This window comes from uncultured Microbacterium sp. (genome assembly GCF_937927635.1).
GTDB lineage: Bacteria > Actinomycetota > Actinomycetes > Actinomycetales > Microbacteriaceae > Microbacterium.
The window spans coordinates 37828-59394 of sequence record NZ_CALBRW010000023.1; the positions used below are offsets into that span (position 1 = coordinate 37828).

The 21567-nt window shown below is 70.0% G+C and carries 21 protein-coding genes and 1 pseudogene; 8 read left to right on the forward strand and 14 right to left on the reverse strand.

What is annotated here, in order from left to right:
• Positions 1–18 precede the first annotated feature (18 nt).
• The 5 genes from Q0568_RS11445 to Q0568_RS11465 all read right to left on the reverse strand — a co-directional run bounded on the left by Q0568_RS11445 (position 19) and on the right by Q0568_RS11465 (position 1620).
• Positions 19–282 carry a glutaredoxin family protein gene (locus Q0568_RS11445; protein ID WP_298866541.1) on the reverse strand — a complete coding sequence of 88 codons (264 nt, stop codon included), beginning with the start codon at positions 280–282 and terminating at the stop codon, positions 19–21.
• A complete protein-coding gene (locus tag Q0568_RS11450) occupies positions 279–572 on the reverse strand; it encodes a rhodanese-like domain-containing protein (protein WP_298866558.1) in 294 nt (97 codons plus the stop codon). Before Q0568_RS11450 ends, Q0568_RS11445 begins: the two co-directional genes overlap by 4 nt.
• Positions 573–675: 103 nt before the next feature.
• Positions 676–774: an AURKAIP1/COX24 domain-containing protein gene (locus Q0568_RS11455; RefSeq protein ID WP_003792170.1), complete on the reverse strand. Its 99-nt coding sequence runs from the start codon at positions 772–774 to the stop codon at positions 676–678.
• 147 nt (positions 775–921) lie between these two features.
• Positions 922–1113, reverse strand: a complete 192-nt coding sequence (locus Q0568_RS11460) for a helix-turn-helix domain-containing protein (protein ID WP_298866561.1) — start codon at positions 1111–1113, stop codon at positions 922–924.
• A gap of 90 nt (positions 1114–1203) precedes the next feature.
• Positions 1204–1620 (reverse strand): metalloregulator ArsR/SmtB family transcription factor, encoded by a 417-nt coding sequence (locus tag Q0568_RS11465; RefSeq protein ID WP_298866563.1) that lies wholly within the window; start codon positions 1618–1620, stop codon positions 1204–1206.
• A gap of 120 nt (positions 1621–1740) precedes the next feature.
• Here Q0568_RS11465 and Q0568_RS11470 point away from each other — a divergent pair, with 120 nt between their 5' ends.
• From Q0568_RS11470 to Q0568_RS11480, 3 genes are all read left to right on the forward strand, one after another.
• Positions 1741–3171 (forward strand): potassium transporter TrkG, encoded by a 1431-nt coding sequence (locus Q0568_RS11470; RefSeq protein WP_298866565.1) that lies wholly within the window; start codon positions 1741–1743, stop codon positions 3169–3171.
• Complete coding sequence (locus tag Q0568_RS11475) at positions 3164–3835, forward strand: TrkA family potassium uptake protein (protein ID WP_298866567.1); 672 nt, start codon at positions 3164–3166, stop codon at positions 3833–3835. The genes Q0568_RS11470 and Q0568_RS11475 overlap by 8 nt, the downstream gene beginning before the upstream one ends.
• Before the next feature lie 93 nt (positions 3836–3928).
• Positions 3929–4999 carry an alpha/beta hydrolase gene (locus Q0568_RS11480; RefSeq protein ID WP_298866569.1) on the forward strand — a complete coding sequence of 357 codons (1071 nt, stop codon included), beginning with the start codon at positions 3929–3931 and terminating at the stop codon, positions 4997–4999.
• Positions 5000–5034: 35 nt separating this feature from the next.
• Here the strand turns inward: Q0568_RS11480 and proC are convergent, their stop codons facing one another.
• On the reverse strand, positions 5035–5874 hold the full coding sequence (gene proC, locus Q0568_RS11485) for a pyrroline-5-carboxylate reductase (RefSeq protein WP_298866572.1): 840 nt from the start codon (positions 5872–5874) through the stop codon (positions 5035–5037).
• A gap of 64 nt (positions 5875–5938) precedes the next feature.
• On the opposite strand from proC, the gene Q0568_RS11490 reads away from it, so the two are divergent.
• Together Q0568_RS11490 and Q0568_RS11495 are read left to right on the forward strand one after the other, a co-directional pair.
• A complete protein-coding gene (locus Q0568_RS11490; protein ID WP_298866574.1) occupies positions 5939–6910 on the forward strand; it encodes a cation diffusion facilitator family transporter in 972 nt (323 codons plus the stop codon).
• A gap of 8 nt (positions 6911–6918) precedes the next feature.
• Complete coding sequence (locus tag Q0568_RS11495) at positions 6919–7821, forward strand: alpha/beta hydrolase (protein WP_298866578.1); 903 nt, start codon at positions 6919–6921, stop codon at positions 7819–7821.
• 193 nt (positions 7822–8014) lie between these two features.
• Here Q0568_RS11495 and tadA read toward each other — a convergent pair whose 3' ends face one another.
• Positions 8015–8467 carry a tRNA adenosine(34) deaminase TadA gene (tadA, locus tag Q0568_RS11500; RefSeq protein WP_298866582.1) on the reverse strand — a complete coding sequence of 151 codons (453 nt, stop codon included), beginning with the start codon at positions 8465–8467 and terminating at the stop codon, positions 8015–8017.
• A gap of 71 nt (positions 8468–8538) precedes the next feature.
• Here tadA and upp point away from each other — a divergent pair, with 71 nt between their 5' ends.
• On the forward strand, positions 8539–9171 hold the full coding sequence (gene upp / locus Q0568_RS11505) for a uracil phosphoribosyltransferase (RefSeq protein ID WP_298866584.1): 633 nt from the start codon (positions 8539–8541) through the stop codon (positions 9169–9171).
• 213 nt (positions 9172–9384) lie between these two features.
• Here upp and Q0568_RS11510 read toward each other — a convergent pair whose 3' ends face one another.
• The 4 genes from Q0568_RS11510 to nadE form a co-directional block, all read right to left on the reverse strand.
• Positions 9385–10155: a hypothetical protein gene (locus Q0568_RS11510; protein ID WP_298866586.1), complete on the reverse strand. Its 771-nt coding sequence runs from the start codon at positions 10153–10155 to the stop codon at positions 9385–9387.
• An 8-nt stretch (positions 10156–10163) separates the two neighbouring features.
• Positions 10164–13673, reverse strand: a complete 3510-nt coding sequence (locus Q0568_RS11515) for a bifunctional RecB family nuclease/DEAD/DEAH box helicase (RefSeq protein ID WP_298866588.1) — start codon at positions 13671–13673, stop codon at positions 10164–10166.
• Between the two features lie 87 nt (positions 13674–13760).
• Positions 13761–14351 carry a hypothetical protein gene (locus Q0568_RS11520; protein WP_298866590.1) on the reverse strand — a complete coding sequence of 197 codons (591 nt, stop codon included), beginning with the start codon at positions 14349–14351 and terminating at the stop codon, positions 13761–13763.
• A gap of 175 nt (positions 14352–14526) precedes the next feature.
• Complete coding sequence (nadE, locus tag Q0568_RS11525; protein WP_298866592.1) at positions 14527–15345, reverse strand: ammonia-dependent NAD(+) synthetase; 819 nt, start codon at positions 15343–15345, stop codon at positions 14527–14529.
• Positions 15346–15405: 60 nt separating this feature from the next.
• On the opposite strand from nadE, the gene Q0568_RS11530 reads away from it, so the two are divergent.
• On the forward strand, positions 15406–15975 hold the full coding sequence (locus tag Q0568_RS11530; protein ID WP_298866594.1) for a nucleoside phosphorylase: 570 nt from the start codon (positions 15406–15408) through the stop codon (positions 15973–15975).
• Between the two features lie 276 nt (positions 15976–16251).
• On the opposite strand, the gene Q0568_RS11535 is transcribed toward Q0568_RS11530, so the two are convergent.
• The 3 genes from Q0568_RS11535 to Q0568_RS11545 form a co-directional block, all read right to left on the reverse strand.
• Positions 16252–19344 (reverse strand): SMC family ATPase, encoded by a 3093-nt coding sequence (locus tag Q0568_RS11535; RefSeq protein WP_298866598.1) that lies wholly within the window; start codon positions 19342–19344, stop codon positions 16252–16254.
• Positions 19344–20498, reverse strand: a complete 1155-nt coding sequence (locus Q0568_RS11540; protein ID WP_298866600.1) for an exonuclease SbcCD subunit D — start codon at positions 20496–20498, stop codon at positions 19344–19346. The genes Q0568_RS11535 and Q0568_RS11540 overlap by 1 nt, the downstream gene beginning before the upstream one ends.
• Positions 20499–20579: 81 nt before the next feature.
• Positions 20580–20888 carry a GNAT family N-acetyltransferase gene (locus Q0568_RS11545; RefSeq protein ID WP_298866602.1) on the reverse strand — a complete coding sequence of 103 codons (309 nt, stop codon included), beginning with the start codon at positions 20886–20888 and terminating at the stop codon, positions 20580–20582.
• Between the two features lie 342 nt (positions 20889–21230).
• Between Q0568_RS11545 and Q0568_RS11550 the strand changes: the two are divergent.
• Positions 21231–21567: pseudogene (locus Q0568_RS11550) on the forward strand (winged helix family transcriptional regulator); the annotation flags it as partial.

Consider the following 21567-nt stretch of genomic DNA (forward strand, 5'->3'; position numbering starts at 1 on the left):
CAGAGCCGCGGAGAGCGATCACGTGACCGCCGCTTCGAGAGCATCCTTCAGGCGCTCCGGCGAGAGCCGCCACTGCGCGTGGAAGCGCCCGTCGATGAGCACGACCGGGATCTTCTCCCACCACAGCTCGTACAGCGCCGGGTCGTCATTGATGGACTTCTCGACGATCTCGAGCCGCTCGGCCGCGGCATCCGGAAGCTCCGCCACGACCGCATCGACGACCTCGCTCGCGACCTCGCAGAGGTGGCAGTCCGGCTTGCCGATGAGGGTGAGCGTGGTCACTTCTCCACCGGATGCCCCTGCGCGATCCACTCGCTGGTGCCGCCCTCCACGTTGGTGGCGTCGTACCCCTGCGACTCCAGGGCTCGCACCGCGCGGGACGAACGACCGCCACCGTGGCAGATCACGTCGAAGGCCTCGTTCGGAAGCTCCTCGAGGCGGTCGACCAGTTCCGACATGGGGATGCTGATCGCCCCGGGAACGTGACCGGACGCGTACTCGTCGGGCTCGCGCACGTCGATGAGGGGCACACCGTGACGGGCGGCGAGCTGGGCGACGTCGATGGACTTCATGGTCTTCCTTCACTGATCGAGCACGTCGGGGGCGGCGGCCAGACGCCAAGCGCCCCCTTCGACCGGCTCAGGGACCAGTGAGGAGGCGCTCGTGTCGTGCCGCTTACTTCTTGTTGCGGCGCTGGTGGCGAGTCTTGCGAAGCAGCTTGCGGTGCTTCTTCTTCGCCATGCGCTTGCGGCGCTTCTTGATGACTGAACCCACGGAAACCTCACTAAGTCAGGGGCTGGATGCCACGAAGGCGGGCACCCGGGTACGGGCACGGAAAATGCCTCAGACGATTCTAGCAAACGGTGAACCCGCGCCCGAACCGCACCGGACCATCCTACGTCCGCTCGAGGGCGGCCTCGTTCACCCGGCGTCGGCGATGGGGCGCCGCAGCGCCTCGACCACAGCCGACTCGGGGACGCGGTAGCTGCGGCCGAACCGGATCGCCGGCAGGTCGCCGGCGTGCACCAGCCGGTACACGGTCATCTTCGACACGCGCATGAGCTCGGCGACCTCGGCCACCGTCAGGAACTTGACGTCTTGAACATCGGGCATCCCACGTACCCCTTTCTGCTGATGCACAGCATATGGGGTAGCTGTGACGGCTGTAAACCGCTGTGATGGAAGTGATTCGTGTGAAACGCGTCAACTGCCGAGCCGCTTGAACGCACTGGTCACGACATGCTTCGCCGACGCCGCGGCCCTGCCCACGACCTCCGCCGCATGCGCGGCGCCGTCGGGCAGCGGCACGACCGGATAGTCGATGTCGGGCGCCTGATCGCCGTAGGCATCCATCAGGAAGGGGACGAGCCAGTCGTCCACGACCTCCAGCGGCGCGACCGCCAGGCTGTAGAAGCGACGCTGCCCCTCCTCGCGCACAGTGACCAGCTCGGACTCGCGCAGCACCTTCAGGTGCTTGGACACGGTGGGCTGGCTGACCCCCAGCTCGCTGACGATCTCCGTGACGCTGGTGCCGGCATCGCCGTCGGCGGAACGGCTCAGCAGCAGCTGGAGGATGTCGCGCCTCGTGCCGTCCGCGATCACGTCGAAGATGTCGGTCATGCCCTCAGGGTAGTCGCCGAGTGCCTGCTCTCCTAGCCTGGGCCGTGTCGTCCGGGCCCTCCGGAGTACCATGTGCAAGGCTCGGCGAAGGTCGTCGCGCGCGCGAGTGAAGGGGGATCGATGTCGGGCATCCTGTCGGCATCCTCTCCTCGAGGCGGACTCAAGGCCGCGGCGCGACGGGTGCGGCACATCATCACGGCGTCGCCCTCGCGCTTCGCGATCGTCATCTTCGCGGCCCTCATCCTGCTCTTCACCGCGCTGCTCTCGCTGCCGATCTCGTCGGCGTCCCGGACGATCACGCGGCTCAGCGATGCGCTGTTCACCGCAGTCTCCACGATCTGCGTCACCGGGCTCTCCACCGTGGACATGAGCACGCACTGGTCGGGCTTCGGCCAGGTGGTCATCTTCATCGGCGTGAACATCGGCGGACTGGGCGTGCTGACCCTGGCCTCGCTGATGGGTCTGGCCATCTCGAAGCGACTGGGACTGAGCGCCAAGCTGATGGCCGCCGGCGACACCAACCCGCTGCGCGCGCACGGCGGGCCGGTCAATGAGAGTCAGACCGTGCGGCTCGGCGAGGTCGGCAAGCTGCTGACCACCGTGGCGCTCTCGGCGCTGATCATCGAGGGCGGCCTGGCCGTGCTCCTCTACCCGTCGCTGATCATGACCGGCGTGAGCCCCGTCTCCGCGCTGTGGGAGGCGCCGTACTTCGCGGCCATGTCGTTCACCAACACCGGATTCGCCCCCAATGCCGGCGGCGTGGCGGCGTTCGGCGACGACTACCTGGTGCTCATCCTGCTGATGGCGGGCGTGTTCCTCGGCAGCATCGGCTTCCCGGTGATCTACTCGCTGGCGAAGCACGTCTGGCACTTCAAGCGCTGGTCGCTGCACTCCAAGCTGACCCTGGTGACGACTGTGCTGCTGTTCTTCGCGGGCGCCGCCGTCTTCCTCCTGCTGGAGTACGACAACCCGCGCACCTTCGGATCGATGGATGTCGTGGACACCACCGTCCAGGCCTTCTTCCTCTCCGCGATGACACGCTCCGGCGGGTTCAACGTGATCGACATGTCCGATCTGAACGGGTCGTCCATGCTCGTGGCGTGCATGCTCATGTTCGTCGGCGGCGGCTCGGCATCCACCGCCGGCGGCATCAAGGTGACCACGCTCGCGGTGCTGGCGATCGCGGTGTGGTCGGAGGCGAAGGGCCGCCAGTCCGTGGAGGCGTTCGGGCGTCGCATCCCCTCCGACGTGCAGCGCGTGGCCCTCTCGGTCGTCGCTTGGGGTGCCACCATCGTGGCCATCTCCACCATCGCGATCACGCAGATCACGAAACTGCCGGTGGTGGATGTGCTCTTCGACGTGATCTCCGCGTTCGGCACCGTCGGTCTCAGCTCGGGCGTCACCGAGGCGCTGCCGGACGCCGGGTCCTACGTGCTGGCGGCGACCATCTTCATGGGGCGCGTTGGTACAGTGACTCTCGCCGCGGCGGTCGCCGCGACATCCCGTTCGCAGCTGTACTCGCTGCCCGTGGAAAGGCCGATCGTTGGTTGACATGGTTCGCGGCGACGCGCCGGTGCTCGTGATCGGCCTGGGGCGCTTCGGCGCCGCCTGCGCGGGCGAGCTGGACAGGCTCGACCGGGAGGTGCTCGCGATCGACGAGGACCTCACCCTCGTGCAGAAGTGGTCCGAGCGCGTCACGCACACCGTGCAGGCGGATGCCCGCAACATGGACGCGCTGCGCCAGATCGGGGCACAGGACTTCCAGGTCGCGGTCGTGGCCGTCGGCTCCCTCATCGAGGCATCCGTTCTCATCACGGCCAACCTCGTCGATCTGAAGGTGCCGCAGATCTGGGCCAAGGCCGTCTCGCAGTCGCACGGCAAGATCCTCGCCCGCGTGGGCGCCAACCACGTCATCTACCCCGAGCGCGAGGCCGGCGAGCGCGTCGCCCACCTCGTGAGCGGACGGATGCTGGACTTCATCCGGTTCGACGACGACTTCGTGCTGGCCAAGATGTACCCGCCCAAGTTCATCCGCGGCGTGAAGCTGAACGAGTCCGGCGTGCGGACCAAGTACAAGGTCACCGTGGTGGGCGTGAAGAGCCCGGGCAAGCCGTTCCGCTACGCGGAGGCGGACACAGTGGTCACCAACCACGACCTCATCATCGTGTCCGGGACGAACAGCGACATCGAGCGGTTCTCCGGCCTGGACCGCTGAAAACCTGAAAGTCGGTTCACATTATCGCCTCCGGGCGTTAGAGTCGTGCTCAGCACGCGGCACCGTGGCCGCGTCCCGCACGAAGGACCCCGCATGAGCACTCCCGAAAGCACCCTGTTCGACGGGATCACCTCCCGTGTCATCACCACGTCGCGACTGGCGACGCAGATCCTCGAACGCGTCGGCGACGACCAGGCGGCTCCTCCGCGGCGCACCGTCGTGCTCGTGCACGGGAACGTGTCGTCGGCACTGTTCTGGCAGGAGGTCATGCTGGGCCTCCCGGCGTCCCTGCGCGTGATCGCGGTCGACCTGCGGGGGTTCGGCGGCAGCGGATCGCAGCCGGTCGACGCCACCCGGGGTCTGCGTGACTACAGCGACGACATCGCCGAGCTGCTCTCGGAGCTCGGCGTCGTCTCGGCGCACCTGGTCGGCTGGTCGATGGGCGGCGGCATCGTGATGCAGTACGCGCTCGATAACCGGGTCGAGAGCCTCACCCTGCAGGCGCCGGTGTCGCCGTACGGGTTCGGCGGGACCCGTCGCGACGGCTCGCGGCTGACCGACGACGATGCCGGATGCGGTGGCGGCGGCGCCAACCCCGACTTCGTGCAGCGCCTGCAGGACGACGACACCACGGCCGACGCGCACACCTCGCCGCGCAGCGTGTTCCGCTCCAGCTACGTGTCCGCGGGATACTCGTCCCCGCACGAGGACGTGTGGGTGGCATCCATGCTGAGCACGTCCACGGCGGCCGGGAACTACCCCGGCGACGCTGTCGCGAGCGAGAACTGGCCCGGGTTCGCGGCGGGCGCGAGCGGCGTGCTGAACACCATGGCGCCGCAGTACTTCAACGTGGCCGGCATCGTCGATCTCGACGAGAAGCCGCCCGTGCTGTGGGTGCACGGCACGGCGGATGCCATCGTCTCGGACACCTCGTTCTTCCATCTCAACCACCTGGGTGTGCTGGGGATCATCCCCGGCTGGCCCGGTGCCGACGCCGCTCCCTCGCAGGAGATGGTCTCTCAGACCCGCGACGTGCTGGATGCCTACGCGGCGGACGGTGGGAAGGTGACCGAGCTGAACTGGGAGGGCGTCGGCCATGCCCCTCATCTGGAGCGTCCGAAGGAGTTCTGCGCGGCGCTGGTGGCGCACATCGAGAGCGTCTGAGCGCGGCATCCTGGGATCCGGCAGCCGGCGCCCGCTCACGCGCCGGCTGCGAGCTCCTTCGCACGCGCGAGCGCGGCAGCGGTCGCCCGGGCGAACATGTCGTCGAGATGCGCGTCCTGCATCACGGCGATGGCGCGCTCCGTGGTGCCCTTGGGGCTGGTCACGCGGCGGCGCAGCTCGGCAGGATCCTCGCCGGATGCCGCAAGCAGCTCGGCCGCGCCGATGAAGGTCTGCTCGGCCATGAGCCGGGCGTCGGCATCCGAGAATCCCATCCCGGATGCCGCCTTCGTGAGCTCCTCGATGAGCAGGAACACGTAGGCGGGGCCGGAGCCCGAGACGGTGGAGAGCGGGTCGATCTGCGACTCGGGCACCTCGATGACCGCACCGACGGTCTCGAACAGGGCGCGCACGATCGCCATGTCCTCGGGGGTCGCGGAGGCACCGGCTGCGATTCCGGTGACCGCCCGGCCGACCGTCGCGGGGGTGTTCGGCATGGAGCGGATGCTGTGCACGCCCGCACCCAGAGCATCCGCGAAGGTGTCCAGCGTGACGCCGGCGGCGATGCTGACGACGATGGCGTCCTCGCGCAGCACGGGGGCGATCTGCCGCAGCAGGTCTGGCACCATCACGGGCTTGACGCCCACGATGACGATGCGGGCCTTCGATGCGGCATCCGTGTTGCCGTCCGGGTTCTCCCCCAGCGCGACGCTGGTGACGCCGGCGAGGGATGCCAGGGCGTCCGCCTTCTCCCTGGTGCGGTTCGTGGCGACGATGCCGCCGTCCACCGGCACACCCGAGGCGACCACGCCCTGCAGGATCGCTCCTCCCATCGAACCGGCACCGAGGAACGCGAGAGAGGGAAGCGAATCGACCATGCCGCCATCCTACGAGCCGCGAGGTCTCCTCTGGATGTGCGGATGCGAGCCCTAGACTCGTGGCATGAGCGCATCCGGTGGCAGCAAGGCGATCATCGCGGCATTCCTGGCGAACATGGGCATCGCCCTCGCGAAGTTCATCGCCTGGGCGCTCTCCGGCTCCGCCTCGATGCTGGCCGAGGCCATCCACTCCGTCGCCGACTCCGGCAACCAACTGCTGCTGATGCTGGGCGGCCGCAAGGCGCAGAAGAACGCCGACCGCGAGCATCCGTTCGGCTACGGCCGCGAGCGCTACGTGTCGGCTTTCGTCGTCTCGATCGTGCTGTTCTCGCTGGGCGGCCTGTTCGCCGTCTACGAGGGCGTGCAGAAGCTCATCGACCCGCACGAGCTGGATCGCGCGTGGTGGTGGCTGCCGCTGGCCGTGCTGGTCGTCTCGATCGCGCTGGAGTCGTACTCGCTGCGCACGGCGGTGCGCGAGAGCAACGCGGTGCGCGAGAAGGGCCAGTCGTGGGTGTCGTTCGTGCGTCGCTCCAAGGCGCCCGAGCTGCCGGTCGTGCTGCTGGAGGACACCGGGGCACTGACGGGCCTGACGTTCGCGCTGCTGGGCGTGGGGCTCACGCTCATCACCGGCAACCCGCTGTTCGACGCCCTGGGCACGCTGATGATCGGCCTGCTGCTGATCGTGATCGCGCTGATCCTGGGAGCGGAGACGAAGAGCCTGCTGGTGGGCGAGGGCGCGAACCAGACCGACTACGACCGCATCGTCGATGCCATCTCGGGCGGCCCCGATGTGCAGAAGCTCATCCACATCAAGACCCTGTACCTGGGCCCCGATGAGCTGATGGTGGCCGCGAAGATCGCACTGGCCGCCGACAAGCCCGTTCGTGACGCGGCAGCCGACATCGACGAGATCGAACGGCGCATCCGCGCCGTGGTTCCTGCCGCACGCGTGATCTACCTGGAGCCGGATGTGTACCGGCCGGCGCTGGATCCGGAGCCCCCGACGGACGCGTTCGTGCTGAAGTCCTCCGACTGACCGCCGTCGTGACCTCCCCTCTCGACGAGCTCCACGCCGAGCTGGCCCGCCCGGACCTGCCCCCGGCCACCGAGCAGAAGCTGCGCAATGTGCTGACCGTGCTGCAGAGCGACTCCCAGGCGCACCTGGAGTCGCTGGCGATGGTCGACCCCGGCCCGCAGGCCGTCGTCTCATTCGGCGACATCGAGCACGCCGACCTGATCGTGTTCCTGCTGCACGGCATCGACACCGGACTCGATCAGTTCCCGGATTGGGCGGATGCCGCGCAGCGGCTGTGCGCGGATGTGATCCGCTCCTGCGTGGTGCGGGGCGAGCCGCGCAACGTGGCCGTGATCGCCTGGTTCGCCTGGGATTCCGGCACCCACGTGTCGGCGCTCGCGACCAAGCACGCCACCGTGGGCGCGGCGCGCCTGGCCGTGGACATCGACCGGCTGGAGCCGCGCAATGCGCACGCCCGCGTGGCGCTGGTGACGTACTCGTACTCGTCCACGCTGCTGGGCGAGCTGTTCGCGATGAACATCGGCGAGGACGTGCATACAGCGTTCTCCATCGCGTCGGCCGGCGTCACGCACGCGGCCAGGGTGGCGCTGACGGAGGCCATCGCCCGCGAGGACCTGGTGCTGTATGCCACCGAGGGCGCGAACGACAGCATCGCGCCGCTGGGCAGGCTCGGGCAGCATCCGGTCGACCCGCGTGACATCGCCGGCGCGATCGTCTACAGCAGCGACGGCGGCGAGGCACCCGCCGTGGACGGCGGGTCGACCGTCGGTGCGGCCGTGGAAGGTCACGCCTCGCAGACCGCCGTCGACGAGCACGGCCGGCACGTCGGGTACTACGACGAGCACGCGCAGTCGTACCTCACGCTGGTCGCGAGGCTGGCGGATGCCGCCGTGGCGGTTGCCCGGGGCTGACCTTCGTGGGGCCTCACGCAGGGCGGATCTTCGCGGGGCGCAGATGGTCGCCTCCCACGGGCTGAGGCAGCAATTCGGGCCCCGCGAGCAAGGTGCGTCTCCGCCCGCGTGTGTCGCGGGTCGCATATGGTGCACTCCCGCGAGCTGAGGCAGCCATTCGGGCCCCGCGAGTGAGGGCGCCGACTCGCTCTGGCTAGCGGCGCGACTCGAAGAAGGCGCGCAGCTGCGCTGTCGCCTCGTCGGAGCGGATGCCGCCGATCACCTCCGCGCGGTAGGGCAGCCGCCGGTCGCGCAGCAGGTCGTACATGGAGCCGGCCGCTCCGGCCTTGTCGTCCCAGGCTCCGAACACCACGCGTCCGATGCGGGCCTGCAGGATGGCGCCCGCGCACATCACGCAGGGTTCGAGGGTGACGACGAGCGTGTGGTCCTCGAGGTTCCAGCCGCCGTGGGCTTCGGCGGCGGCGCGCAGTGCGACGATCTCGGCGTGGCCGGTCGGATCGTGGGTGACCTCGCGCAGGTTGTGCCCCTCGCCGACGATGCGTTCTTCCCGATCCAGCACCACGGCCCCGACCGGCACATCGCCCGCAGCACTGGCCGCTGCGGCCAGCGCGAGCGCGCGCGTCATCGGCTCGTCGTAGGCGGTCATGCGGTCGAGCCTAGTGCGCAGTGATGAAGGCCTGTGCGGCGGCGAGGGCCACCGCCCAGTAATCTGTACCCATGCGCGTTCATGTGGCCGACCATCCCCTCATCACTCACAAGCTCACGGTGCTGCGGGATGAGAACACCCCGTCGCCGGTGTTCCGCCAGCTGACCGAGGAACTGGTGACGCTGCTGGCCTACGAGGCCACACGCAATGTGAAGGTGTCCCCGATCGAGATCCAGACGCCGGTCACCAAGACCATGGGCGTGAAGATCGCGGAGCCGCGGCCGATCGTCGTCCCGATCCTGCGCGCCGGCCTCGGCATGCTCGAGGGACTGGTCAAGCTCATCCCCACCGCCGAGGTCGGGTTCCTCGGCATGGTGCGCGACGAAGAGACCCTGCTGCCGAGCACGTATGCCGAGCGCCTGCCCGCCGATCTCAGCGACCGGCAGTGCTTCGCCATCGACCCGATGCTCGCCACCGGCGGCTCCCTGGGGGCGGCGATCCAGTTCCTGTTCGACCGCGGCGCCAAGGACGTCACGGCGATCTGCCTGATCGGCACGCCCGAGGGCGTCGCGGCGATCGAGGAGCTCGTCGGCGACCGCGACGTGACCCTCGTACTGGGCGCGCTCGACGAGCGACTGAACGACAAGGGCTACATCGTGCCCGGCCTCGGCGACGCCGGCGACCGTCTGTACGGCACGGTCTGATTTCAGCGGTCTGATCTCAGCGGTCTGATCTGAGCGGTCTGATCTCAGCGGGGCCCCCAGCGGCCGCCCCGCTTCGCGCGGCTCTTCTCGACCGACGCTGCGCATATCTGCGCCGCGTCGGTCGAAGACTGCCGCGCGACGGTGAGAACAGGCGCGCACAACGAGAAGAGCAGCGCGAGCGAGCACACCCGCGGGTGGAGCGGATGCCGGGTATCAGACGCTCAGCACGTACGCGCGCTCGTCGCCGTAATGCGCGAAGCCCGCGCGGGCGAGGATCGGGGCGGAGGTCGAGATGCGGCCCTTCACGATGGCCGTGATCGCGCCGAGTTCCGCGCCGATGCGCAGCCGCTTCGCCAGCACAGCCCGGTAGGCGCCGTGACCGCGGGCGTCGGCGAGCGTCGCCGCGCCCCACAGCCGCACGAATCCGTCGACGATCGTGCATCCGCCGGTGCTGACGGCCCTGCCGTCCAGGCGTGCCAGCACGCGTGCGCCCTCGCCTGATTCGAGTCCCGATGAGACTTCGTCCAGTTCGTCCCGCAGTCCCTGCTCGTCGAGCGGATGCTGGTCCCACACCGCCACGTTGACGGCATCCACCTCGCGCACCTGCTCGAGAGTACGGACCACCTCGGCCGTGACGCCCTCCGGGACCTCGACGGAGAGCCCGTCGATGGGCCGGGCGAACACGGCGACCGTGTCGGTGTGCACCGCTCCTCGGCGCTGCAGCTCCACCTCGAGATCGGGGCTGTCGGAGGCGTTGGTCCAGAACGTCAGCGACGGTTCCCCCCAGGCGCGGGTGCGCTCGATCGCGTGGTCGAGCACGCCCGCCGCATCCAGCTGCGACTGCACCATCGACGCCTTCACCCCGCCACCGAGGCGGGCCGGGTAGCGCACCAGCTGCAGCCCGGTGTTCTCGTGCTTGCCGTCGCGGGGGAACCAGACCCAGGCCGCCGAGGCGCGCAGGACGTCGTCGAGTGTGTGTGTCATCGGACCTCTCACGAGCGGTCCGCCCCGACCAGGTGGGCGAAGGCGCTCAGACGCGCGACGCCCTCCGGCGTCCACGGCAGATCGTCCAGCAGCGCCGGCGAGTGCACCAGATAGGCGACGCTCTTCGCGCGCGAGATGGCGACGTTCAGCCGGTTCTGCAGCAGCAGGAACTCCGGCCCGCGCGGGGCATCGCGCCCGCTGGAGGCGGCGAGCGAGGTGATGGAGACCACGGCCTCCTTGCCCTGGAAGTTGTCGACCGTGCCGACGGCGACCTCTCCGAAGCCGGCACTGGTGAGCTCGTCGTGGATGAGCTGCTTCTGCGCGTTGTAGGGGGCGACCACGATGATGTCCGACTGCTCGAGCGGGCGTGGGACGGCTCTCTCCATCCCGTCCGTGTACGCACGGCCGACCAGATCGCGCACGATGCGCAGCACCTCGGCTCCTTCCTCCGGCGACTGCGTGGCGTTGCCGCGATGCCGCAGCGGGATCACGTGCAGCCCGGGTTCGACGCCCTCGACGACACGGCCGTCGGTGCCGTCGGCGGAGGCCAGCCGGCCGGCGTACGACAGTTGCGAGACGGGCTGCGCGACTTCAGGATGCATGCGCCACGACTTCTCGAGGAAGTAGCCGAATGCGGGGTCGATGACCGAGTCCCCGTCCATCACCCAGCCCAGCGCCGAGGTGTTCACCGGCTCGGGGTGCGTGCCCTGGCTGACCTGCGGGAGCTGCTGCGGATCGCCCAGCAGCAGCAAGCGCTGCGCTCCTGCTGCGACGGCGATCGTCGACGCCAGTGAGAACTGCCCGGCCTCGTCGATCACCAGCAGGTCGAGGCCCTTGCGGTCCACTCGGCGGGTGTTGCTGAAGTCCCAGGCCGTGCCGCCGACGACGGCTCCGCCCTGGGCATGCTCGGCCAGGAACGCCGCCATGCCGTCGCGCCCCAGCGACGTGTAGGGGTGCTCACCGGCATCCCCGCTCTTCGGCTTCTTGGCGACCTTCGCCGCAGGCACGCCGTCGGCGACGACGCGCTCCAGCAGGTTCTCGACGATGGCGTGCGACTGCGCGACCACGCCGACCCGGAACCCGTGCTCGTTCACCAACCGGGCGATGACCTGTGATCCGGTGTACGTCTTGCCCGTACCGGGAGGGCCCTGCACGGCCAGGTAGCTGTCGTCCAGATCGAGGATGCCGCGCACGATGGCGTCGATGCGGTCATCACCGGCATCCGGCAGCCCTGCACCCGACCGCGTGCGCGGGGCGATGCGGCGCAGGATGTCGGTGGCGGCGTCGGCGGGGAATCCGGGTGCGGCGTGGTGCACCGAGGCCGCCCACTCCTCGATGGCGCCCTGCTGGCTCGCCGCGTTCGGCGGTGATGCCGGTGCGAGGGCGATCGGCAGCGCGTCCCAGGTCTGACCACCGACAGTGCGTTCGCGCACCAGGAAGCCATCGTCGAGCACCTCGACGATCTCGACCTCGTGCGGCACGTGGATCACCCGCGATGGCGCGGACGCCGCGAACGGCGTGGGCACGTCGTACAGCGCGAACGGCCTGCCGCCGACGCCCACGGTGCTGCCGGGCGCCACCTCGCCGCGCAGCCGCAGCAGCCGGGTCTGCGCACGCTGACCCTCGGCGACGCCCCAGTCCTCATCGACGCCGCTGCGGGGCTCGTCGATCCGCAGCACGTCGCGCGTGGACGCCCAGACCGAGACGGGCTCCCGCAGCCGTTGGAAGTGCCCCTGCCAGAAGCTCTTCGCCTCGCGAGGGTAGTAGTCGATCGCGGCGGCGGCGACGCGGAACTCCTCGCCGCTGCGCCCCTCGTGCTCGGCGTGCAGCGCCTCGGCCTGCAGGGCGAGGGACAGTGGAGACGGCTCGTAGGCGCGGGTCTCCGGGTCGTCGGGCGGCGCGGGCACCACGCCCTCCTGCCGGGCCAGCCCGACCAGCCAGTTGCGCAGCCGCCGGGTGGAGACGCAGTCGTAGCGGTTGTAGTCGGCCAGGTCGTCGAGGATCTCCTGCGCCTCGGCGTCCTTCCCGGCATGCTGCAGTGCTCGCGCCTGCACGTACTGCACGATCGAGTCATCGCCCTTCTGCACGTCGCTGGTGCGCACCTCGGCGCCCATGTACAGCGGTTCGAGCTTCTTGATCGAGTACGAACGAGATCCGATCCGCACCGACCGCAGCACGATCGGGTACAGGTCGACGAAGACGCCCTTGCGCAGCAGCCGGTCGACATCCGCCTCGCCCACCCCGTAGCGCGCGGCCATGGCCGACAGGTGCGCGGTCTCGTAGGGCGCGTAGTGGTAGATGTGCATGTCGGGATGCGCCTGTCGGCGCAGCTTCACGAAGGCGAGGAAGTCCAGCAGCGCCTGCTTCTCGTCGGCGAAGGTGTGCGCCCACAGTGCGGTGTACTGCTCGTCATCGTCGACCCAGCCGAACAGATAGTCGATGCCCCACAGCGGCGGCTCGCCAGGCTCGGTGTGCAGCGGATCACCCTCGAAGTCGAAGAACATGTCACCGCGGCTGGGGCGTGGCATCATGCCGATCGCACTCGCCGAGACCAGCTCGTACGGCGGCACGTCACCGGGCTCGAGCGCCAGTCCGGCCTGCAACCGCGCCTGCGCTCGCAACGCGGTGAAGGTGTCGGAATTCATCCCGTCGGGGGCATCGGATGCCGCGGCCAGATCGTCGATGGTGAGGATGCCGGCCGCGCGCAGCCGCTGCCGCTGCACGGGCCGCATGCGGGCGACCATGAGCAGGTCGCGATGCGCGAGCACCTGCGCCTCACAGGTCGCGCAGCGCCCGCAGGCGGTGATCTGCAGCTCGCCGCGGTCGTCGCCCCACGCCAGCGGTGCGCCTGCGGCTCCCGCCTCGATCGCCCGGTCGGCGATGATGGCACGCAACCGGGCGCGGCGCACGTGGAACAGCGGCAGGACATCGGCGACGCGGTGCGTGCTGATACTGCCGTCACCGAGGATCAGGTCCACCTCGTCGGAGCGCGGGATGCCCAGCGCGTCGAGCTGATCGACATATGCCGCCAACTGCATGAGCGCTGTCGAGCGAGCCGTGCGGGCGAGCTTGGAGTCCTGCACGCGCCAGCGCCTGGTGCTCTCGCCTGGAACCGGCTCGTCGCGCTTCAGGAAGTCGGCGAACCCGACGAACTCCGATGTCGAGAACGCGGCCTGGTAGATCACGGATGCGTCGGATTCGAGCGCCCGCACGGTGTCGGCCACCACGCCGTCGAGGGCATCGACATCCCGGGAGGACACCTTCGGCAGCACGACCACGCCCGCACCGCCACCGGAAGACTCGCCGAACTCGGAGAGGTATTTCTCGAGCACGGTGATCTCGTACGCGTCGCCGAGCCGGGCCGCGCGCTCGAGCGTGGCATCCTCCGGGTCCTCGACGGCGGGGATCCGACCGAGCTTGGCGTCGAGTGCTCGCGCCCAGGCGAACTCGCACTCCGCCGCGAGCTTCAGATCGCTCGCACTCCAGACCACGCGATTCTCCGCCGTGATGACCCGCACGATGCCCCTCTCCGTTGCCTGACTCCGAGGCTATCGGCAGGGTGGGACATCGTCGCCGTACCGTGGCGACCGAGGTCGCGGCACGGGCTACGGGATCATCGCGACGACGTCCCGCACGAGCCGAGCGCGGGCGAGCATCGTGCACGGCCGCGGGTCGTCGAGGGCGAGCAGCACGACACGATCATCGCCGATCGTCAGCGCGGCGAGCAGATCGTCGTGCCGGGCGACGCGTGCGCGCACGGCGGCGCCCCAGGCCGGCTCCGGCGGCTGGGTGTCGTGCGCCCAGGCCGGTGCGACCAGCAGCGAATCGGCGGAGTCGCCGATCGGCACCAGCAGGCGGATGCCTCCGGTCGGGGCATCCGCGGCCACGATCTCCCGGCGTCGGGGCGCCCGGCGCGATCCGTCCTGCGCCCGCAGCACCCAGGTCTCCGCGCGCACCGTCGTGCCCGAGACCCGGAAGCGAAGTCGGCCACGGGCCGCCGTGACCCGCCAACCGCGAGGCAGCGCCACTGCGGCATCCCGCGGATCGGCCGGCCCGTCTGCGTCGAGCGAGGCATCGTTCCGCGTGCTCGCCCACGTCGCGCGCGCGGCGGCGATACGGCGATGAGTGGCCTCCGCTCCGCGCAGCCGCTCCCAGACGATGCCGCAGGCCGCACCGATCAGCAGCACGACGAGCACCGCAATGAACCGAGTCCGCCCTCCGCCGAGCGCAGCATCCCGCGATCGTCGCCACCGCCGTGCCCGGCACGATCGCGCCGACTGCCGTCCACGGGACCCTCCCCCGGCGGGACCCGCCGGAGGGTGCGTCAGCTCCGGTCACGCCGCGGCGTCCGAACGGGGCTCGCGAACCGGCTCAGCGCCACCAGGCATCCCACGGGGTCACGGGCAGGTGCCGCTTGTGCCTGGTGGCGAGGTACTTGCCCTCGATGCGCTCGGCGACCTCCGCGGGCACCGCGCGGCCTTCGAGGTAGTCGTCGATCTGCTCGTACGACAGGCCCAGTTCGTCCTCGTCGGCACGGCCGGGTGTGCCGTCCAGCAGGTCGGCGGTGGGCACCTTCAGATACAGCCGCTCCGGCGCACCGAGGTGCTGCAGCAGCATCCGTCCCTGCCGCTTGTCCAGGCCGGCCAGCGGGGTGATGTCGACCGCCCCGTCGCCGAACTTCGTGTAGAAGCCGGTGACGGCCTCGGCCGCGTGGTCGGTGCCGATCACCAGCAGGCCGGCGTGGCCGCCCAGCGCGTACTGCGTGACCATGCGCACCCTGGCCTTGATGTTGCCGCGGTTGAAGTCCGTGAGCCGCTCGCCGAGCCCTTCGGCGATGTCCTGCTCCAGCCCGTCGACGCCGTGCTGGATGTTGATGGTCAGCGAGCGGTCCGCGGCGATGAAGTCGATGGCGGCCTCGGCATCCGCGGCATCCGCCTGCACCCGGTACGGGAGCCGCACCGCGACGAACTGCGCCTCGCCGCCAGAGTCACGAACGCGTTCGACGGCGAGCTGTGCGAGCCGGCCCGCGAGGGTGGAGTCCTGCCCGCCGGAGATGCCCAGCACATACCCTTTCGCGCCGGTGGCGTGCAGGTAGTCCACGAGGAACGCGATTCTCGTCTCCACCTCGGCTGCGGGATCGATCTCGGGCTTCACGCCCAGCTCTTCGGCGATCTTCTGCTGCAGGGTCACGGGGCCTCCTTCTGCCTGCATCCAGTCTCCCCCACCGATCCGCCCTGACAGAATGTCTGTGTGAAACTTCTCGTCGCCGCCCTCGAATCCGAGCTCCAGGCGTTCCCCGCTCGGCTCGCCGGATTCGACCGCCTGGTGACCGGACCCGGCAAGCTCATGGCGGCGTTCGGCCTGACAAGGGCGCTGGAGGCTCGGGACGCCGGCGACCCGTACGACGAGATCGTCGTCGTCGGCACGGCCGGCACGGTCAGCGACGACGTGGAGTCGGGCATCTACGACGTCGCCGCCGCGATCCAGCACGATGTGCAGGATCTGGACGGCGTGGTCGGCCGGCATGTGTCGCTGCCCGCGCGCGTGGAGACGGGCCGGGAGGGCGTCACGATCGCGACCGGTGACATCTTCGTCGACGACGCGGATGCCACAGCGCGCATCCGCTCGCTGGGCGGCGTCCTGGTGGACATGGAGACGTTCGCGTTCGTGTGGGTCGCGCAGCAGTTCGGCGTGCCGATCCGGGTGCTGCGGGTTGTCTCCGATCGCGCGCAGGACGGCGCCACGCAGGTGTGGGACGAGGTCGTGGCGGCGTGCAGCGCGCAGCTGTGGGACTTCGTGCAGCGCGAGTACGACTTCTGAGGTCGCGCGGCGCTTCGCGCTGCAGTTTCTGACAGTTCCCGCGCTTCGCGCTGCAGTTTCTGACAGCTCCCGCGCTTCGCGCTGCAGTTCCTGACAGTTCCCGCGCTTCGCGCTGCAGAAATCGGCTCGCGCTGCGCATATACGCGCCGCGCGGATCGAGAAGAGCAGCGCGGGTCGGGAAGAGCCGCGCGGGTCAGGAAGAGCCGCACGGATCGGGAAGAGCCGTGCAGGAGAGAAGTGCCGCGCGGAGCTGCCGCCACCGATGCCTGCGCGAGCTCAGCCCCGCGGGGCGTCGATCACGCTGGGCCCGTCGGGCAGTGCGCGCACGGTCAGCTGCGCGGGGATCTGCTCCTGCATCGCCTCGACGTGACTGATCACGCCGACCGTTCGACCGCCCTGACGCAGCTCGTCGAGGGTGCGCATCGCGGTCTCCAGGGTGTCGGCGTCGAGCGATCCGAAGCCCTCGTCGATGAACAGGGTGTCGAGCTGGATGCCGCCTGCGCGAGAGGTGACGACCTCGGCCAGTCCCAGTGCCAGCGCGAGGGATGACAGGAACGTCTCGCCGCCGGACAGCGACTTGGCGGGCCTGCTCTGCCCGGTGAACGCGTCGAAGACGACGATGCCGAGCCCTGATGCCTTGCCGCGGGCGGCGAGGGCATCGGAGTGCTGCAGCTCGTAGCGGCCGGCGGACATGTCCCGCAGGCGCAGGTTGGCGGCCGCGACGATCTCCTCCAGCTCGGCGGCCAGCACGAACGTCTCGAGGTTCATCTTGTGGGTGTTGCCGGAGCGTCCGGCGAGCGTGTCGGCGAGGCCCCGCAGGACCTCGAACTCTTCGGCCTCGGCAGCCGAGGCCGCGTGTTCGGATGCCGCGGCAGCGACGGTGGACGTGAGCGTGGACTGCACAGCGCGAGCCCGGCTGTCCTGATCGACGACCCGCAACCAGGCCGCGCGGGCGGTGGCGGCACTCTCCCGCGCGGGTGCGAGATCGATCGACTCCTCGGGCAGCGTCCTCAGCTCGAGGTCGAGCAGCAGCGCACGCTCCTTCTCCCGTGCCACGCGATGCGCGGTGACCCGCTCGTCGAGTGCCTGGATCTCGGATGCCGGCAGCAGGGCGTCCTCCGCCGCCGCGACATCGTCGAAGTCGGAGGCGTCGATGGCCTGATCGCGCTCGAGACGGGCCTCGCCCGCACGCTCCGCGGCCTCTGCGTTCGCGTCGATCGCATCGGCCACGGCTGCCGCCGCCGCGATCTGCCGCTGAGCCTCGGCCACGCGCTCGGCGACGGTCGAGTAGTCGCCCCGCGCTTCGGCGATCGCCTGATCAGCGTCGGCGATGCGCTGCTGGATCAGTGACAGTGCGGTGCGGGCCGCGCCCAGGGAATCGGATGCCGTGGCGCGTCGCGCCTCGACATCGGCCGCATCCTGCCGCAGAGCATCGAGCTCGGTCGTGAGCGTCTGCGCGCGCTCCGCCGCCTGCAGCGCCGCCTCGTGCGCGGCGCGGGCCTGTGCGAGCTCCTCGGCGGCCTGCTCGGCCGTGCGTCCACCCGCGCGCTCCGTCGCAGCAGCACGGGCCGCCGTCACCGTGGAAACCGCGGCCGACGCCTGTCGCTCGGCGTTCGCCGCCGCATCGCGAACAGCCTCCGCCGCAGTGATGTCCTCCGCCGTCACCGGATCCACGTGCGCGGCGGGCGACGGATGCTCGACGGAACCGCACACCGCGCACGGCTCCCCCGCGACCAGCGCCTCGGCCAGCTCGCCGGCGTAACCGTCGAGTCTGCGCCTGCGCAGCGCGGACAGCTCCGCCTGAGCGCGGGTGTGCGCATCGCTCGCCTCGGATTCCGCGCGGGCTGCTGCGGCGAGCTCGCCGGTGAGCCGCTCGACGTCGAGTACGCCTGCGGCTCGTGCCTCCGCGTCTGCGACGGTTCTGGAGGCTGCTTCGGCCAGCGCGCCCTCGGTGCGGGCGGTGTCGCGACGAGCGGTGAGCTGCGACAGCCGCTCAGGGAGGGATTCGCGTTCGAGGTCGACCGCCTCGAGCGCGGCGCTCAGCGCGCGCTCCGCCTCACGGCTCGTCGCGAGCTCCTTGCTGCGCTGGAGAGCGGATGCCTCGAGCTCGGCCGCGCGCTGCCACGCACCGCTCTCGCGCGTGCGGTCGGCGGCCCAGGTGCGGTAATGCGACGTGAAGTCCGTGTGATCGGATGCGCCACCCTTCACTTCGTCTCGCTGACGCTCGCTCAGTACAGGCGACAGGCTCAGGGACCCCGGATCCGGGCTCGGCGACCCGGTGGCGACGTCCGGGGGTGACGGAACGCCCTCCGCGGTGGCCGCCTCGACAGCATCCGCCTCCGCCTGCGCGGCCGACTCGGCTGCGGAGAGCGTCCGTGATGCCGCCGTGATCAGCGCCCGCAGGGCCTCGGCCGCGCGTCCGCGATCCCGCCGGATCGCAGCGGCGGCGATCTCCTCGGCCTGCGCGTCCAGCTCGGCCAGTGCCGCACGAGCGCGGTCGCGGTCCACCTGGCCCTGCCGCTGCTCCTTCAGATCGGCCAGTGCAGCATCCGCCGCACTGAGCGCCTTCTCCGCCGCGTCACGCTCGGTGCCGAACCGTTCCACCTGGTAGTCCGCACGGGTGATCGCCCGACGCAGGCGCTCGATGCGGGCATCCGTCGTATCGGGTGCGGCATCCGCGTCCTCGCCCCACAGCTCGGCTTCGGCGGTCACCCGCTCAGCCTCGTCGAGCTTCGCGTCCACCTTCGCGCGCCGAGAACTGAGCGCATTCTCGGCCGCGCGCCGCCGCTCGTCGAACCGGGCCTGGTAGTCGGAGAACCGCTCGGTGCCGAACAGCCTGCGCAGCAGCGCCTGGCGCTCCTTGCTGTCGGCCAGCAGGAAGTCGGCGAACCTGTTCTGCGCGAGCAGGATCACCTGCAGGAACTGCTCCTGGCTCAGTTGCAGGATCTCGTCGAGCTCATGCGCCACATCGACCACGCGGGCAGCGTGGCCGATCCATTCGCCATCGACCTGCTGCTCCAGCAGTGCAGAGGGCTGCTGCGTGGTCATGCCGCCGCCGCGCTTGGCAGGCCGCTCGTACGAGGGCGAGCGAGTCACCCGGAAGCGCCCGGCCGTCGTGCTGAACTCCACCATCACCGAGGTGTCGTCATCGGGCTCGCAGTGATCGCTGCGCAGCCTCTTCTCGCCGCCGTCGTACCGGGGCACTCCGCCGTACAGGCCGAAGCACACGGCATCCAGGATCGACGACTTGCCGGCGCCGGTGCGCCCGGCGATGAGGAAGATGCCATCGTCGGCGAATGCGTCGAAGTCGACCTGCTGGCGCGCGCGGAACGGTCCGAATCCCTCGACCTCCAGACGATGCAGGTGCATCAGACGAGCGCCTCGGCGCGCACCTGATCGTCGAGCACCTCTCGGATCAGCTCGGCCTCGCGCTCGGTCGCGCCCTGCCCGGCGCGCACGTGCTCGAGGAACGCCTCGATGCGCTCGACGTCGGTGACGGCCGTGCGCAGCCGCTGCGCGTAGGAGCGGTCGTCCTCGGCATCCGCACCCTCGGGCTGGTGCTGCACCAGAGCGCAGAACGGGAACCGCTCGCGCAGCCGGCGCATGGGCTCGTGCTGCGGCACCGGGTCGGTGTAGACCGCGCACACCCAGTCATCCGCGTGGGCTTCGGCGTTCACGTCGGAGAGGATCTCGTCGAGAGTGCCGGTGAGCGTGACGAGTGCGCGCGGAACCGGCAGCGCCAGCCACTGCGTGGAGGCCAGGCCATCGGCATCCAGCTCCACCAGCCACGAACCGCGCTCCTTGTGCTGCTCGCCGAAGCTGTAGTGCAGCGGCGCGCCCGAGTACCGCACCCGCTCGCTGAGCTGCTGGCGTCCGTGGATGTGGCCGAGCGCGACATAGTCCGGCCCGTCGAAGGCTGCCAGCGGCACCACGTCCAGCCCGCCCTGGCGCACCTCCCGCTCCAGCCCCGCGGTGGGGTCGACCCCCGCGGCGAAGCAGTGCGCGACGGCCACCGAACGGCCCTCGTGCGCGGCCATGCCCTCCCGTACCAGACCCATGGCGTGGGTCATCACCTGCGCCTGAGTGCGCAGCACGGCATCCGGCCACAGCCCGCGCACGATGGCCGGCTCCAGGTACGGGATGCCGAAGAACCGCACCGGACCGTGCTCATCCTCCACGGTGACGGGCATCGCGATCGAGAGCGGATCCGTCAGCACGTGGATGCCGTCGCGCAGCAGTCGCGAGTGGAAGCCGAGGCGCGCGGCGGAGTCATGGTTGCCGCTGGTCATGATCACGACAGCGCCTGTCTCGTGCAGCGCCATCAGCGTGTCGTCGAGAAGGGTGTAGGCGGATGCCGCGGGCGTGGCCGAGTCGAACACGTCACCGGCGACGATCACCACGTCGACCTCGTGCTCGCGCACCTGCGCGACCAGCGCATCGAGCACCTCGGCCAGCGCCGCGAGCGTGGAGTGCCCGTGGAACGTGCGGCCGATGTGCCAGTCGGAGGTGTGCAGGATTCGCATACTCACACCGTACGGAGGGCCTCCGACATCGGCGCCGAGGCGTGCCGACTCGAGCGAGAGCGGCGTGCCCGCGGAAGGGACTCAGCGCGCCCGCAGCAGGAATCTCTTGTCGGCGTGCGCCTCGAACCAGTCCGCGACGTACCAGCACACGGCATCCACGTCCCGGTCGCCGCGGGACTCGATGTCGGCCACCGCGCCCTCCACCACCTGCCCGGCGTAGCCATGTCCGCGGAAGGCAGGAATGGTGAACGCCCTGGTCAGCGCGACAGTGCGACCGTCATCGCGGTAGTCCAGCACACTCACCAGCACGCCGTCTCGTCGCAGCGCGTAGCGCGAGGCATCTCTCTCGTCCGTCAGCACGAACTCGGAAGCATCCGGTAGCAGATTCACACCTCCACGTTACGTCGTGTGACGAAGGCGGGATCGGGTCGTTTTGACACAGAGGGACATGTTGGGAAATAATCAGCCCCATGACCACCAGCGCAAGCCCTTTGTCCGCCCAGGAGGCGAACAGGACTGCCGGCATGATGATGCCCGGCTGCGTTGGCATGTGTTGCCGAATGTGTTGCTAAGGCGCAACCGAACAGATCTATCTGTCTCGCCCTTCTCATCTTGAGGGGCGGATCTGTGAGCGCCCACCCGCAGCGCTCATTCCCCTACCGGCTCATCCCGGTCATTCGTGCAACACCTCCAGAGCCCCGACGGCTCGCATCCTTCACAAGGAGCATCATCATGTCGAACTCCGCACTTCTCGAGCGTCCCATCACCGCCCCGGTCCGGATCATCTCCGCCGCTGACGCCGCCGCCGATCTGCCTTCCATCCGCTCGCCCCGCGGCTTCGCCCTCTACGTCGGCATCGACGAGATCAAGGCCGCCGAGTCGGGCGTGAGCCTGCCGCTGCTGGTCGACGCGCTGCGTCGCACGCTGGCCGAGCTGGCTCCCAACGCCGAGACCCACGCCACCGTCGCCCTGGCCCCGCAGTCCGCCGGCGGCCGCGACCTGGACGTCGTCCGTCTCGCCCTGCACGAGCCCGGCGCCATCGCCCGCGCGCACGCCGCCGTCGAGGAGG

Bases quoted from the DNA above. Each gene is read 5' to 3' on its own strand.
- tadA (WP_298866582.1), bottom strand. From the start codon at position 8,467: ATGACCGCCTACGACGAGCCGATGACGCGCGCGCTCGCGCTGGCCGCA.
- Q0568_RS11465 (WP_298866563.1), bottom strand. From the start codon at position 1,620: ATGACCGACATCTTCGACGTGATCGCGGACGGCACGAGGCGCGACATC.
- Q0568_RS11510 (WP_298866586.1), bottom strand. From the start codon at position 10,155: ATGACACACACACTCGACGACGTCCTGCGCGCCTCGGCGGCCTGGGTC.
- Q0568_RS11480 (WP_298866569.1), top strand. From the start codon at position 3,929: ATGAGCACTCCCGAAAGCACCCTGTTCGACGGGATCACCTCCCGTGTC.
- Q0568_RS11535 (WP_298866598.1), bottom strand. From the start codon at position 19,344: ATGCACCTGCATCGTCTGGAGGTCGAGGGATTCGGACCGTTCCGCGCG.
- Q0568_RS11470 (WP_298866565.1), top strand. From the start codon at position 1,741: ATGTCGGGCATCCTGTCGGCATCCTCTCCTCGAGGCGGACTCAAGGCC.
- Q0568_RS11490 (WP_298866574.1), top strand. From the start codon at position 5,939: ATGAGCGCATCCGGTGGCAGCAAGGCGATCATCGCGGCATTCCTGGCG.
- Q0568_RS11450 (WP_298866558.1), bottom strand. From the start codon at position 572: ATGAAGTCCATCGACGTCGCCCAGCTCGCCGCCCGTCACGGTGTGCCC.
- upp (WP_298866584.1), top strand. From the start codon at position 8,539: ATGCGCGTTCATGTGGCCGACCATCCCCTCATCACTCACAAGCTCACG.
- Q0568_RS11460 (WP_298866561.1), bottom strand. From the start codon at position 1,113: ATGCCCGATGTTCAAGACGTCAAGTTCCTGACGGTGGCCGAGGTCGCC.
- proC (WP_298866572.1), bottom strand. From the start codon at position 5,874: ATGGTCGATTCGCTTCCCTCTCTCGCGTTCCTCGGTGCCGGTTCGATG.
- Q0568_RS11540 (WP_298866600.1), bottom strand. From the start codon at position 20,498: ATGCGAATCCTGCACACCTCCGACTGGCACATCGGCCGCACGTTCCAC.